Source organism: Streptomyces sp. NPDC006516, assembly GCF_040611875.1.
GTDB lineage: Bacteria > Actinomycetota > Actinomycetes > Streptomycetales > Streptomycetaceae > Streptomyces.
This window is the reverse complement of sequence record NZ_JBEXPD010000008.1, coordinates 48,429-62,192: the sequence shown is the minus strand read 5'-3', so window position 1 is coordinate 62,192 and position 13,764 is coordinate 48,429. Positions and strand designations below refer to the sequence as shown.

General features: G+C 71.2%; 11 protein-coding genes. 3 read left to right on the top strand and 8 right to left on the bottom strand.

Annotation, left to right across the window (positions count from 1 at the left end; translation table 11 throughout):
• Position 1 precedes the first annotated feature (1 nt).
• The 3 genes from ABZY45_RS21865 to ABZY45_RS21855 all read right to left on the bottom strand — a co-directional run bounded on the left by ABZY45_RS21865 (position 2) and on the right by ABZY45_RS21855 (position 5,293).
• Positions 2-1,570: an APC family permease gene (locus tag ABZY45_RS21865; RefSeq protein ID WP_356742177.1), complete on the bottom strand. Its 1,569-nt coding sequence runs from the start codon at positions 1,568-1,570 to the stop codon at positions 2-4.
• A gap of 309 nt (positions 1,571-1,879) precedes the next feature.
• Positions 1,880-3,799, bottom strand: a complete 1,920-nt coding sequence (locus ABZY45_RS21860; RefSeq protein WP_356742175.1) for an AMP-binding protein — start codon at positions 3,797-3,799, stop codon at positions 1,880-1,882.
• A 216-nt stretch (positions 3,800-4,015) separates the two neighbouring features.
• Complete coding sequence (locus ABZY45_RS21855; RefSeq protein WP_356742174.1) at positions 4,016-5,293, bottom strand: acetyl-CoA C-acetyltransferase; 1,278 nt, start codon at positions 5,291-5,293, stop codon at positions 4,016-4,018.
• Positions 5,294-5,367: 74 nt separating this feature from the next.
• On the opposite strand from ABZY45_RS21855, the gene ABZY45_RS21850 reads away from it, so the two are divergent.
• Positions 5,368-6,690 carry a 3-oxoacyl-ACP reductase gene (locus ABZY45_RS21850; protein WP_356742173.1) on the top strand — a complete coding sequence of 441 codons (1,323 nt, stop codon included), beginning with the start codon at positions 5,368-5,370 and terminating at the stop codon, positions 6,688-6,690.
• A gap of 3 nt (positions 6,691-6,693) precedes the next feature.
• Positions 6,694-7,530: a MaoC/PaaZ C-terminal domain-containing protein gene (locus tag ABZY45_RS21845; RefSeq protein WP_356742171.1), complete on the top strand. Its 837-nt coding sequence runs from the start codon at positions 6,694-6,696 to the stop codon at positions 7,528-7,530.
• A gap of 3 nt (positions 7,531-7,533) precedes the next feature.
• Here the strand turns inward: ABZY45_RS21845 and ABZY45_RS21840 are convergent, their stop codons facing one another.
• A complete protein-coding gene (locus tag ABZY45_RS21840) occupies positions 7,534-8,154 on the bottom strand; it encodes a TetR/AcrR family transcriptional regulator (RefSeq protein WP_356742516.1) in 621 nt (206 codons plus the stop codon).
• 233 nt (positions 8,155-8,387) lie between these two features.
• Here ABZY45_RS21840 and ABZY45_RS21835 point away from each other — a divergent pair, with 233 nt between their 5' ends.
• Positions 8,388-9,584 (top strand): alpha/beta hydrolase, encoded by a 1,197-nt coding sequence (locus ABZY45_RS21835; RefSeq protein ID WP_356742515.1) that lies wholly within the window; start codon positions 8,388-8,390, stop codon positions 9,582-9,584.
• Between the two features lie 88 nt (positions 9,585-9,672).
• Here the strand turns inward: ABZY45_RS21835 and ABZY45_RS21830 are convergent, their stop codons facing one another.
• The 4 genes from ABZY45_RS21830 to mqnE all read right to left on the bottom strand — a co-directional run bounded on the left by ABZY45_RS21830 (position 9,673) and on the right by mqnE (position 13,717).
• Positions 9,673-11,028 carry a dicarboxylate/amino acid:cation symporter gene (locus ABZY45_RS21830; protein WP_356742170.1) on the bottom strand — a complete coding sequence of 452 codons (1,356 nt, stop codon included), beginning with the start codon at positions 11,026-11,028 and terminating at the stop codon, positions 9,673-9,675.
• Positions 11,029-11,444: 416 nt separating this feature from the next.
• Positions 11,445-11,741, bottom strand: coding sequence for a DUF4229 domain-containing protein (locus ABZY45_RS21825; RefSeq protein ID WP_145809276.1), 297 nt, complete (start codon positions 11,739-11,741; stop codon positions 11,445-11,447).
• Positions 11,742-11,887: 146 nt separating this feature from the next.
• The gene (locus ABZY45_RS21820; RefSeq protein WP_356742169.1) at positions 11,888-12,415 is read right to left on the bottom strand and encodes a GNAT family N-acetyltransferase; all 528 of its coding nucleotides are present in this window, start codon (positions 12,413-12,415) and stop codon (positions 11,888-11,890) included.
• A gap of 138 nt (positions 12,416-12,553) precedes the next feature.
• Positions 12,554-13,717, bottom strand: a complete 1,164-nt coding sequence (gene mqnE, locus ABZY45_RS21815) for an aminofutalosine synthase MqnE (RefSeq protein WP_203186852.1) — start codon at positions 13,715-13,717, stop codon at positions 12,554-12,556.
• Positions 13,718-13,764: the final 47 nt, after the last annotated feature.

Genomic DNA, 13,764 nt, shown 5'->3' with positions numbered 1-13,764 from the left:
CTCAGTCGCTCACCACGAGGGCCGGCGTCTCCTTCGTCAGCACCTCACCGCGGAAGAACGCCGGGCTGCGGCGCCGCATGACCTCCATCAGCACCACGCCGAGCAGCAGCAGCCCGACGCCGATGACGAAGACGGAGCCGACGCCGAGGACCGAGGAGCCGGAGCCGTAGGCCGGGTCCCACATGTCGTACAGCGTCTTGCCGAAGACCGCCGTGAGCAGGATGCCGCCGGCCACGGGGAAGAGTCCCTTGAAGACGAGGTCCCGAACGGAGCGGGTCAGTTCGCCGCGGAAGTACCAGGCGCAGGCGAAGGCCGTCAGCGCGTAGTAGAAGCAGATCATCAGGCCCAGCGCGTAGATGGTGTCCACGAGGACGTGCTCGCTGACGAGGGTCATCACCGTGTAGAACACCCCGGTCGAGACACCCGCGACGACGGTCGCCTTCCCGGGGGTGCGGAAGCGGGGGTGGACACGGGCGTACGAGGCGGGCAGCGCTTCGTACGCCGCCATCGCCAGCACCGTGCGCGCCACCGGGATGAACGTGGTCTGCAGGCTCGCGGCGGCCGAGGCCAGCACCGCGAGGAAGAGCAGGATGCCCAGGCCCGGGCCCATGACCGGACCCGCGAGGGCGGCGAAGACGTTGTCGGAGGTGTCCGGGTTGGCGAGGCCGAGCCCGGTGTCTCCGGCGCCGACGGCCATCTGGGCCGCGATGCCGGTGGCGAGGTAGGAGCCGACCAGGACGACCATCGCGATGAGAGCGGCCCGGCCGGGCGTCTTCTCGGCTCCGGTGGTCTCCTCGTTGGCGGTCAGGCAGGTGTCCCAGCCCCAGAACATGAAGATCGAGAGCGACAGCCCCGCCGTGAAGGCGGCGAAGGACTGGACGGCGAACGGGTTCAGCCAGGACCAGGAGAAGTCCGTCGAGGTCGCGGCGAAGTCACCGCTGCCCGCCTTCTGCACGGCCATGACCACGAAGACGGCGAGGACGACGAGCTGGAGCGCCACGAGGGTGTACTGGATGCCCTTGGTGGCCGTCATGCCCCGGTAGCTGATCGCCGTGGCCACCGCGATCAGGAGGAGGCAGGTGAGGATGTGGACCGGCTTGCTGTCGTCCAGCGCCGCGACCGACTCACTGCCGGAGAGTTCGCCGGCCAGCAGCCAGAAGTACGAGGTGGCGACGCCCGCGAGGTTGGACAGGACGATGATCGTCGCGATGACCAGGCCCCAGCCGCACATCCACCCCAGGCGCGGCCCGAAGGCCTTCACCGTCCAGGTGAAGGACGTACCGCAGTCCGGCACCGCCTTGTTGAGCTCGCGGTAGGCGAAGGCGACCAGCAGCATCGGCAGGAACCCGGCCAGGAACACGGCGGGCATCTGGATGCCGACCTCGCCGGCGGTGGAGCCGAGTGTGGAGGTCAGGCAGTACACGGGAGCGACCGTCGAGATGCCGAGGACGGCGCTGCCCATCAGCCCGACGGAGTTCCCGCCGAGTCCCTTCTCGCGTACGCCACCGTCGGCCGGGGCGCTTCCCCGTACCGTGTCTCCGGCCTGTGGCCGCGCGTCCAGCTGAGTCATGGGCAGGACGTTATGCCCTGCGGTTTCCACATCCGGAGGATGAGACTCCGGCGTCTCACCCTTGACTACACACACAAGAGCGACGCCGGGACCGGGAAATCAAAGGCCACAGATGAACTGGACCTTACGATCAACGTCCCCACAGGAGGCATGGAGGCGTACGGGAATCGCAGCCCTGTCCACTTTGTGCCGGTTCAAAATTTTCCCGCCTCATTATTTCGTGGCCGGCGTGCCCCGTCGCTCCGTACGTACGGGGCACCGGGCCCCGGTACGTACGGAGCGGGGTCTCCCCCGGGCCGGACGGGCGGCCTACTTGCGGTACAGCTCCTCGATCTCCGCGTCGAAGTCCCGCGCGATGGCGTCCCGTTTGAGCTTCAGCGACGGCGTGAGATGCCCGCTCTGTTCGGTGAAGTCCTGCGGCAGGACCGTGAACTTGCGGATGGACTCCGCCCGCGAGACCAGCCGGTTGGCCTCGTCGACCGCGCGTTGGAGTGCCGAGCGGAGCTCCTCGTCGTGGACGAGCTCGCGCAGGGGGATGCCCTCCTTCTTCCGCATCCGGCGCCAGTGGGCCAGTCCGTCCGGCTCCAGGGTGATCAGGGCGCTGATGAACGAGCGGTTGTCGCCGACCACCATGCACTGGCTCACCAGGGGGTGTGCGCGCAGCCAGTCCTCCAGGGGGGCCGGGGTGACGTTCTTGCCGCCGGAGGTGATGATGATGTCCTTCTTGCGGCCGGTGATCGTGAGGTAGCCGTCCTCGTCGAGGGCGCCCAGATCGCCCGTGGGGAACCATTCGCCGTCCCTGTACGGGGTGGCCTCGCCGCGCTCGGTGTCCCAGTACCCCCGGAAGACCTGGCCGCCGCTGAGCAGGACCTCCCCGTCGTCCGCGATCCGCACGGCGGTGCCGGGCAGCGGCCAGCCCACCGTGCCCAGGCGCGGCTTGAGCGGCGGGGTGACCGTGGCGGCTGCTGTGGTCTCCGTCAGTCCGTAGCCCTCGAAGATCTGGATGCCCGCCCCCGCGTAGAACGCGGCGAGCCGTCGCCCCAGCGGGGAGCCGCCGCAGATCGCGTAACGGACGTGACCGCCCAACACGGCGCGGATACGGCGGTAGACCAGCGGGTCGTAGAGGGCGCGCGCGGCACGCAGGCCGATACCGGGGCCGGGGCCTGTGCCGTGTTCGGCGGCCTCGACCGCCTCGCCGTACCGCTGCGCGATGCGGGCCGCGCGGTCGAAGGACGAGGCGCGGCCCATCTTCTCGGCGGTGGCCCGGCCGGTGTTGTAGACCTTCTCCAGGACGTACGGGATGGCCAGCAGGAACGACGGCCGGAAGCCGGCCAGGTCCGCGAGCAGGTCCTCGGTCTGGATGGACGGCGCGTGCCCGAGCCGCACCCGGGCCCGCAGGCAGCCGATCGCGACCATCCGGCCGAAGACGTGGGACAGGGGAAGGAACAGGAGGGTGGACGCCGGGTACTTCGAGACCGACTTGAAGACCGGGTGGAGCAGCTCGATGGCGTTGTCGACCTCCGCGAAGAAGTTCCCGTGGGTCAGGACGCAGCCCTTGGGGCGCCCCGTGGTGCCGGAGGTGTAGATGAGGGTCGCGGGGCTGTCCGGTTCCAGGGCGGCGCGCCGGGCGGTGACGGCCTCGTCGGGGACGTCCTTGCCGAGCGTCTTCAGCCGTCCCGTCGCGCCCGTGTCGAACTGCCACAGATGCACGAGATCCCCGAGCTGCTGGCGCTCCTGGCTGACCAGCCGGCCCTGCTCCTTCGACTCCACGGCGCACGCGACGGCTCCGGAGTCCTGGAGTATCCAGCGCGTCTGGAAGGCCGACGAGGTGGGGTAGACGGGCACGGTGACCAGCCCGGCCGCCCACGCGGCGAAGTCGAGCAGCGTCCACTCGTAGGTGGTGCGGGCCATGATCGCGATCCGGTCACCGGCCTGGAGACCCTCCGCGATCAGCCCCTTCGCGACGGCATGGACCTCGGCGGCGAACTCCGCCGCCGTCATGTCCTCCCAGCCGCCGTCCGCCCGCTTGCGGCTGAGGACCGCCTCGGCGGGGGCCTCCCGGGCGTTGTCGAACGGTATCTCGGCGAGCGAACCGCGCCGCACGACCGGCGCGAGCGGCGGCACGGCGACCTCCCGTACGGTGCCGTCCGCCGCTCTGACCTTGGTCGGCTCGACGAGGACGGGAACGGCGGGCGCGGCGGTTACGGCGGCGGGTGCGGGCGTGGACACGAGCGGCTCCTCGGCATGGGGTCCGGCGGCGGTCCCGGTCCTGGGACCGCCGCCGGTGCGGCTGCTGGATGCGTGGGGTCGTTCACGTACGGGTGGGCGGGTCCTGCTGGAGTCGTCCGGGAGGGTCAGGGGCGCTCCGGGATCGGTGACGATACGGAGGCCAGGGGGCCTTCCGTGACCTGGGGTCTTCCGGGACCGCGGTGACGTCACGGAGGGTCAGGGGCGCTCCAGGATCGCGGTGACGCCCTGGCCGCCGGCCGCGCAGACCGAGATCAGGCCCCGGCCGGGCGCCTCCCGCTCCGCCAGGAGCTTGGCCAGCGTCGCCACGATCCGGGCGCCCGTCGCGGCGAAGGGGTGCCCGGTGGCGAGCGACGATCCCACCACGTTCAGCTTGTCCCTGTCGACGGCGGCGAGCCCCTGCTTCTCCCAGGCGGCGAGAGTGGCGAGCACCTGGGAGGCGAAGGCCTCGTGGATCTCGAAGAGGTCGAAGTCCTCGATGCCCAGCCCGGCCCGCTCCAGCATGCGCGGCACGGCGTACGCCGGGGCCATCAGCAGTCCGTCCTCACCGTCGACGTAGTCCACGGCTGCCGTCTCGTACAGCGACAGATAGGCCAGCGGCTCCAGCCCGTGTTCCTCGGCCCACTCCTCGCTCGCCAGCAGCACGGTGGCCGCGCCGTCGGTGAGCGGGGTCGAATTGCCCGCGGTCATCGTCGCGTCGGGGTGGCCGGCGCCGAACACCGGCTTCAGCGTGGCGAGTTTCTCCACGGTGGAGCCGGGGCGCAGATTCTGGTCACGCTCCAGACCGAGGTACGGGACGACGAGGTCGTCCAGGAAGCCCCGGTCGTACGCGGCGGCGAGCCGCTGATGGCTCGTGGCGGCCAGCAGGTCCTGCTCCTCGCGGGTCACGCCCCACTTCCGGGCGGTGACCGCCGCGTGCTCCCCCATCGAGAGTCCGGTGCGGGGCTCGGCGTTGCGCGGGATGTCCGGGACGAGGTGGCTGGGCCGGACGGCGGCCAGCGCCTTGATCCGGGCACCCGCCGACCTGGCGCGGCGCGCCTCCAGCAGGATCCTGCGCAGCCGGTCGTTCACCCCGAGGGGCGCGTCGCTCGTGGTGTCGGCCCCGCCCGCGATCGCCGAGTCCACGGCGCCGAGCGCGATCTTGTTGGCCGCGGCGATGACGGCCTGCAACCCGGTGCCGCACGCCTGCTGGATGTCGTACGCGGGGGTACGCGGGTCCAGGGCCGAGCCCAGGACCGTCTCGCGCGCCAGGTTGAAGTCACGGCTGTGCTTGAGGACCGCGCCGGCGACGAACTCGCCGACCTGCCGGCCCTGGAGGCCGAAGCGCTCGACGAGGCCGTCGAGCGCGGCGGTCAGCATCTGCTGGTTGGAGGCCTGCGCGTAGGGGCCGTCGGAGCGGGCGAACGGGATGCGACTGCCGCCGACGACCGCGACGCGGCGCGGCTGGGGAAGTGCGAGGGGAATCAACTCGACCAACTCATCTCGACAAGACCTGACCCTTGAGTAACCTTACTCCGGAGTAAATCTACGACCGAGCAGGAGTCCAGACAATGGCCGACCGCTATCTGCACTTCACCGGCACGGCGCCCGGCCGTTTCCTGACCCGCAGGCTCGGCCTGCCGCAGCCGGCACCGCTGCGCCGCTGGACTCTGGAAACGCCGTCCCTCACGGGACCGTTGCTGCACCTCACCGCAGGCGCCTCGGCCCTCCCCGGTGCGCTCGGCCCGGTGCTCGCCGCGACCGGCCTGGAGGTCACCGGCCAGGCCGACCGCCCGGCGGCCGTCGTCCTGGACGCGACCGGGGTCACCACGGCCGCCGGGCTCGCCGGCGTGCACGGCGCGCTGCACCCCGTCGTACGCTCCCTCGCAGCCGGGGGCCGCGTCGTCGTACTCGGCGCCACGCCGTCGCCCGACGACCACCACCAGGCGGCTGCCCAGCAGGCGCTCGAAGGATTCGTACGCTCCCTGGGCAAGGAGATCGGCCGGGGCTCCACCGCGCAGCTGCTGCGGCTCGCCCCGGGGGCCGACGCCGCCTCGGCCGAATCCACCCTCCGCTTCCTGCTGTCCCCCCGCTCCGCGTACATCAGCGGCCAGGTCATCGAGCTCACCGCCGACGCCCCCGGTGAGGTCGCCGACTGGGCGGCGCCGCTGTCCGGGCGCACCGCGCTGGTCACCGGCGCGGCTCGCGGCATCGGGGCGTCCGTCGCCTCCGTGCTCGCCCGGGACGGCGCCCAGGTGATCTGCCTGGACGTCCCGCAGGCCCAGGACGAACTCGTGCGCACGGCGGACCGCCTGGGCGCGACCGCACTCCCCCTGGACATCACCGCGCCCGACGCGGCCGACCGGATCGCCGCGGCGGTGCCCGACGGCCTGGACGTCCTCGTCCACAACGCGGGCATCACCCGCGACCGCCGGCTGGCCAACATGCCGGCCGACCGCTGGGCCTCGGTCATCGAGGTCAACCTGGACAGCGTCCTGCGCACGACGGACGCCCTGCTGAAGACGGGCACGGTGAACCGCGGCGGCCGGATCGTCGCCACCGCCTCCATCGCCGGGATCGCGGGCAACAACGGCCAGACCAACTACGCGGCCAGCAAGGCGGGCATCATCGGCCTGGTCCGGTCCCTGGCCCCGCGCGCCGCCGCCGAGCACGACGTCACCGTCAACGCGGTCGCGCCCGGCTTCATCGAGACGAAGATGACGGCCGCCGTGCCGCTCTTCATCCGGGAGGCCGGCCGCCGGATGAACTCCCTCTCGCAGGGCGGCCTCCCGGTCGACGTGGCCGAGACCACCGCCTGGTTCGCCCAGCCCGCGTCCGGCGCCGTCAACGGCCAGGTCGTCCGGGTCTGCGGCCAGAGCCTGCTGGGGGCCTGAGCCATGACCGGACTCGGCCTGACCCTCGTCCGCGGAGCCCTCATCTCACCGTTCAAGCGGGCCGGGCGCACCGGAGCCACGCTGGCCACCCGCCGCGAGGTCCTCCCGCCCGCCCGCGTCGCTCCCGGCCCGCTCGCCGCGTACAGCGGGATCTGCGGCTTCGCCGCGTCGGACGTACTGCCGCTGACCTACCCGCACGTGCTGGGCTTTCCGCTCGCCATGCGGCTGATGACGGCCCGCGACTTCCCGCTGCCGGTGCTGGGTCTGGTCCACACCTGGATCGAGATCACCTCGCACCGGCCGCTGCACCCGGCGGACGAGCCCGAACTCACGGTGTACGCGGCCGGGCTGAATCCCCATCGGCGAGGGACCGAGGTCACGGTGGTGACCGAGGCGCGGCTCGCGGACGAGCTCGTCTGGGAGTCCCGCAGCGGCTACCTGTCCCGGCACGCGACCACCGCGGGCTCCCCGGCGGCGCCCTCCGCCGCCCCCCAGGAGCTGCCCGCCGTGGCCGAGTGGCGCCTGCCGGCCGACCTCGGCAGGCGTTACGGCGCCGCGTCGGGCGACCGCAATCCCATCCACCTCCACCCGGTGACGGCGAAGCTGTTCGGCTTCCCCCGGCACATCGCGCACGGCATGTGGACCCTGGCCCGCTGCCTGGCGGAGGCGGAGCGGCGAGGGGGCCCCGGGGCCCGGGGAGGGATCCGCAGCGTACGGGCCGACTTCAAGGCGCCCGTCCTGCTGCCCTCCACCGTCACCTACGCCACCGACGGCGAGGCCTTCCAACTGCGCGGCGGCAGCCGTACGCACCTCACCGGGCGGACGGTCCGGGAGGACTGAGGCTCAGTCCTCCCGGGGCTGCCAGCCGCGTCCGTGCATGAGGTTCTCCAGGCCCGCCCAGGAGAAGTTCATCAGCGTGGCGGCAGCCTCCTTGGCAGAGACGCCCGGAGTGACGTTCGCCCACCCCGCGAGCGCCTCCGCGGCCCCCACCAGCGCCTGCGCGAGCCCCGCCACATCCCGGTCGGGCAGCGCGGGATCATGGTGCGCCTCCCGCGCCGCAGCCCCGATCAGACCCGTCACGAACGCAACGATCTCCTTCCGCAGCGCCCCCACCTCGCTGACGAACGGCTCCCCGTGCGAGCTCGCCTGCTGGTGCAGCACCGACCAGCCGTCCGGGTTCTCCGCGGTGTGGGTGAAGAAGGCCCGCAGCCCCGACCAGAGTTGCCGGTCGGCGGGCAACCCTGGCTCCACGCCCGACTGCACGGCTTCCACCAGGGCTTTCGCCTCACGGCGGATGCACGCGGAGAAGAGCTCCTCCTTGGAGTTCAGATACAGATAGACCAAGGGCTTGGAGACACCGGCCAGTTCCGCGATCTCGTCCATCGAGGCGGCCCGGTACCCCCGCCGGGCGAAGGTCCGCACGGCCGCGTCCATCATCTGCTGCTCACGCACCGCGCGCGGCATCCGTTTGCTCTTCACTGCACTCACGTCAGACGTCCTCCCGCCCCCACTGCGCTACTCCTCGGTAAGAGTACGGCGCGGGCCGGGCTCCCGCCGGACGGACGAAACGCACCGGACACGATGGCCGGTAGTCGTCCACCGGGTCCGACGCCCCGCGTACGTCTCAGGTCCCCCCGAGGTCACGCCTCAGGCCGATGCCCCGTCGCATCCCGCTGCCTAGTGTCCTTCGCATGACGATGAGACTCCGCAGACGGACGGGGCTCGCCGCCCTCGCCGCCATGGTCCTGCTCGCCACGCCCGCGACCGCCGCCCACGCCCTGCCGCACACCGCGCACGCCTCTGCCGCGTCCGCCGCCGCACTCGCACTGCCCGGCCCGACCGGACCGTACGCCGTCGGAACCGAGGTCCTGCACCTCACCGACTCCGGCCGGGCCGATCCATGGGTGCCGCAGGCGGGGCCCCGTGAACTGATGGTGTCGGTGCACTACCCCGCCCGCCCCGGCGGCGGGGGCGCTCCCGCCCCTTACATGAGCGCCGAGGAGGCCAGGCTGCTGCTGGCGGAGCGCGGGCTGGACGGCATCGTGTCCGCCGGCGTCGTCAGCTCCACCGTCACCCATGCCCGCACGGACGCCCGCCCCGCCCGGGGCCGGTTCCCGCTGGTGCTGCTCTCCCCCGGCTTCAACACACCCCGGGCCACGCTCACCTCCCTGGCCGGGGAGCTGGCGAGCCGAGGCTACGTCGTGGCGAGCGTCGACCACGCCTACGAGTCCACCGGCACCGCCTTCCCCGGCGGGCGGATGCTCACCTGCGTGGCCTGCGACGTGGCCGAGGCGGCGCCGGACGACGAGGCCGAGCGGGAGGTGCTGCGGACCGTCTCCACCGGACGGGCCGCCGACCTCTCCTACGTACTCGACCGGCTGACCGGCCCCCACCCGGCCTGGGGCCACTCCCGCATGATCGACCGGCGCCGGATCGCCGCCGTCGGCCATTCCGTCGGCGGCAGCGCCGCGGCCTCCACGATGCTGGCGGATCCCCGCGTCGACGCCGGGGCCGACATGGACGGCACCTTCTTCGAGCCGGTCCCCGCCTCGGGCCTGGACGGCCGCCCGTTCCTCATGCTCGGCACCGAGGCCGACCACCGCCCCGGCAGCGCCGACACGTCCTGGGACGAGGGCTGGCGGCATCTGGACGGCTGGAAGCGCTGGCTGACGGTCAAGGAGTCGGGGCACTTCACCTTCACCGACCTGCCCGCCCTCGCGGGAGAGCTGGGGCTCCCGCCGGACCCCGCGGCGCCGCTGTCCGCCGACCGCTCGACGGAGATCACCCGGGACTACGTGGCGGCCTTCCTCGACCTGTCCCTGCGGGGCGGGGAACAGCCGCTCCTGGACGGGCCAACGGCGCAGAACCCCGAGGTCGTCTTCCAGAACCCCTGACCGGCGCGGCGCACACGGCGTACGGAGAGCGCCCCCGGACCGAGGTCCGGGGGCGCTCTCCGTATGTGTCACGGCCGTGCCGGTGTCGCTACGCGGTGACGGGCACACCCGAGGGGCGCGCGTCCTCCACCTCGGGCTCGTCGACCGGAGAGGCCGACGCCGAGTTGTACGCGTCGTGGTCGAGGATCTTCTCGCGAGCCGCGACGATGACCGGGACCAGCGCCTGACCCGCCACGTTCGTGGCCGTCCGCATCATGTCCAGGATCGGGTCGATGGCGAGCAGCAGACCCACGCCCTCCAGCGGGAGGCCCAGGGTCGACAGGGTGAGGGTCAGCATGACCGTGGCGCCGGTGAGGCCGGCGGTGGCCGCCGAGCCGATGACCGAGACGAACGCGATCAGGATGTAGTCACCGATGCCCAGCTGGACGTCGAAGATCTGCGCGATGAAGATCGCCGCCAGCGCCGGGTAGATCGCGGCGCAGCCGTCCATCTTGGTCGTGGCACCGAACGGGACGGCGAAGGAGGCGTACTCCTTCGGGACGCCGAGGCGCTCGGTGACCTTCTGGGTGACCGGCATGGTGCCGACCGAGGAGCGGGAGACGAAGGCCAGCTGGATCGCGGGCCAGGCGCCCTTGAAGAACTGGAGCGGGCTGACCTTGGCGACCGTCGCGAGCAGCAGCGGGTAGACGCCGAACATCACCAGTGCGCAGCCGATGTAGACGTCGGCGGTGAACGTGGCGTACTTGCCGATCAGGTCCCAGCCGTAGTCGGCGATCGCGTAGCCGATGAGGCCGACGGTGCCGAGCGGGGCGAGGCGGATGACCCACCACAGGGCCTTCTGGAGGAGCTCCAGGATCGACTCGCTGAGGGTGAGGATCGGCTTGGCCTTCTCGCCGAGCTGGAGCGCGGCGATGCCGGCGACGGCGGCCATGAAGACGATCTGCAGGACGTTGAGCTCGGTGAACGGCGTGATGACGTCCGTGGGGATGATGCCGGTGAGGAAGTCGAGCCAGGAGCCCGCGCTCTCGGGCTTGGAACCGTCCTTCGGGGTGAGGCCGGTGCCGGCGCCCGGGTTGGTGACCAGACCGATCGCGAGGCCGATGGCGACCGCGATCAGCGACGTGATCATGAACCAGAGCAGCGTGCGGGTGGCCAGCCTGGCGGCGTTGTTGACCTTGCGCAGGTTGGTGATCGACACCAGGATCGCGAAGAAGACGAGCGGCGCGACGGCCAGCTTCAGCAGCTGGACGAAGATGTGGCCGACCTGGTCCAGCGTGGTGTACAGCCAGTCGATGTCGTAGCTGCGGGTGAGCCAGCCGAGCAGCACACCGGCGACCAGACCGGCGACGATCTGGATCCAGAACGGGATGCTCGGTATGCGGAAGCCGGAACCGGACGGCTTGCCCGCCTCGGTCTCTGCGGGGGGCGCGGAATTCGCGGACACGGACACACTCCAGACGGGACGCATCGGGACGTACGAGGACAGACGTACGGTCGTGCGGTCGAACAAGGGGGACGGGGGTGCGGCGCCCGCGTCAGAGGCGGCGCCGCTGCATGATGCCGGTTCAGACGTTGCGGCAACAGACCGCGGACATACAGCGGCAGAGATCGACATGCAGGCGCGCCACGAGCGGGATGCCCGGCGTGTGGTGGGTGCGCACTGCTGCAATCATGTCGAACACGTTAACACTGAAACTTTGAGAACCTCAAAGGTCCGCTTTTCGATCGCCGGACCTCGCCCCCTCACCGACATGCGCGGCGAAGCGTCCGTGAACGCCGAAACCCCGGTGCGGGAGCGGCTGCTCCGGTACCGGGGTTCACCGCGCGCAGGTCGCGGGTGTGAGGAAGCTTACGCGGCGCTCACCTGGTGACACTGTCCTCGCGGGTGCGGTTCGACTCGAGCCGGGCCTTGGTCCGGTCGACCGTGGAGATCAGCTGCTCGGACATCTCGTCGCGCTGCTTGCGCAGCAGGACGAAGCTGAGCGGCGCGGAGAGCAGCAGGCCGAGAAGGATGACCCATACGGCGTTGGAGCCGCCGACACCCGAGGGCAGCACACCGAAGTGGACCGCCACACCGGCGACGAAGAAGCAGCCGACGAAAATCAGCAGGCGCATCGCGGTGTACCGGATCGTTGCGCTCGGCTTGGCAGCGGACACGGCTGGCCTTCTCTCTACGTCCGACGTTCCTGCGGTCGTGCAGTCTGGAATCCTGCCCGACCAGTGAAGCATGCCCCGAATTCGATCAGTTCGCAGGGTTGTCCCGAGTCTCCGGCGGGGCGCTTCGGGCCGGGCCCGTCCGTGTTCTAGCGCTGCAGCGGGAGCAGCATGATGATGTCGTCGCGGTAGTCGTCCTCGGCGACGCGGATGGCGTCGGGGACCCGGCCCACCTCCTTGTAGCCGCAGGAGGCGTAGAAGCGGTCCGCCCCCGTGCCACCGCGACAGGTGAGCCGGATGGCGCCGATGCCCTCGATGGCGCGGGCGGCGTCGGCGGTGGCCGCCATCAGTTCGCGCCCGTAGCCCTTGCCCTGGTGGCGGGGGTGGACCATCACCGTGTAGGCGCCGATCCAGTGCCGCATCAGCCGGTGGGTGTTGTGGGTGAGGAAGGCGGTGGCCGCCACCACACCGTCCTCGTCCCGGCCGACGACCAGGCGGGTGCGGCCCTCGACCATCGCGGCGAGGTGCTTGACCAGCTCCGGCCGTACCTCGTCGGCGGTGACGGGCGGCACGAAACCGACGGCCCCGCCGGCGTTGCTGACATCGGCCCAGAGCGCGGTGATCTCGTCCCGCAGCGCCCGGTCGAACGCCGGGTCCACCTCAAACGTAAGTGCCATAGCGGCACATTAACCATTACGGCCCGCGTGCTCAAATGACGTCCAGCACGCGAGAAAGCCCCGGCCTGGGGACGGATGGCCGGGGCTTTCGGACACGGGACACCTCGGCGCAGCGGGGGCTCCGGGAGGCGTACGGCGTCAGACCCGCATGGGCTGGGGCGTCTCGCGCCGCCCGGCGTCCGGCCCCGGGTACTCGCGCAGGATCTCGTACCGGGTGTTGCGCTCGACGGGCCGGAATCCCGCGTCCCGGATGAGGTCGAGCAGGTCCTCACGGCCGAGCTTGTTCGGGGTGCCGTAGTCGTCGGCGTCGTGCGTGATCTTGTACTCGACGACGGAGCCGTCCATGTCGTCCGCGCCGTGCTGGAGCGCGAGCTGCGCGGTCTGCACGCCGTGCATCACCCAGAAGACCTTGACGTGCGGGACGTTGTCGAAGAGCAGCCGCGAGACCGCGAAGGTCTTCAGGGCCTCCGCGCCGGTCGCCATCGACGTCCGCGCCTGGAGGGTGTTGCGGACCTTGCCGTCCTTCATGTCCACGAAGTCGTGCTGGTAGCGCAGCGGGATGAAGACCTGGAAGCCGCCGGTCTCGTCCTGCATCTCCCGCAGCCGCAGCACGTGGTCGACGCGGTGACGGGGCTCCTCGATGTGCCCGTACAGCATCGTCGCCGGGGTCTTGAGCCCCTTCTCGTGCGCGAGCCGGTGGATGCGCGACCAGTCCTCCCAGTGGGTGTTGTGGTCGACGATGTGCTGGCGGACCTCCCAGTCGAAGATCTCCGCGCCGCCGCCGGTCAGCGACTCGAGCCCGGCGTCGATCAGCTCGTCGAGGATCTCGGAGGCCGAGAGCCCCGAGATCGTCTCGAAGTGGTGGATCTCCGTGGCGGTGAACGCCTTGAGCGCCACCTCGGGCAGGGCTTCCTTGAGCGCGCTGAGCGAGCGCGGGTAGTAGCGCCACGGCAGGGTGGGGTGCAGCCCGTTGACGATGTGCAGCTCGGTGAGGTTCTCGCCCTGCATCGCCTTCGCGAGGCGGACGGCCTCCTCGATGCGCATCGTGTACGCGTCCTTCTCGCCCGGCTTCCGCTGGAACGAGCAGTACGCGCAGGACGCGGTGCACACGTTGGTCATGTTGAGGTGCCGGTTGACGTTGAAGTGGACGACGTCGCCGTTCTTCCTCGTCCGGACCTCGTGGGCCAGTCCGCCGAGCCAGGCCAGGTCGTCGGACTCGTAGAGCGCGATCCCGTCCTCGCGGGTCAGCCGCTCGCCGGCCCGGACCTTCTCCTCCAGCTCGCGCTTGAGTCCCGCGTCCACCAGGGCGCCTCCATATCTACGTAACAGACTCCGGCAGCCAACCGTAC

Excerpts from the sequence above, each read along its gene's own strand:
- ABZY45_RS21820 (WP_356742169.1), bottom strand. The coding sequence starts at position 12,415 with ATGGCACTTACGTTTGAGGTGGACCCGGCGTTCGACCGGGCGCTGCGG.
- ABZY45_RS21865 (WP_356742177.1), bottom strand. The coding sequence starts at position 1,570 with ATGACTCAGCTGGACGCGCGGCCACAGGCCGGAGACACGGTACGGGGA.
- ABZY45_RS21835 (WP_356742515.1), top strand. The coding sequence starts at position 8,388 with ATGAGACTCCGCAGACGGACGGGGCTCGCCGCCCTCGCCGCCATGGTC.
- ABZY45_RS21850 (WP_356742173.1), top strand. The coding sequence starts at position 5,368 with ATGGCCGACCGCTATCTGCACTTCACCGGCACGGCGCCCGGCCGTTTC.
- ABZY45_RS21840 (WP_356742516.1), bottom strand. The coding sequence starts at position 8,154 with ATGCCGCGCGCGGTGCGTGAGCAGCAGATGATGGACGCGGCCGTGCGG.
- ABZY45_RS21845 (WP_356742171.1), top strand. The coding sequence starts at position 6,694 with ATGACCGGACTCGGCCTGACCCTCGTCCGCGGAGCCCTCATCTCACCG.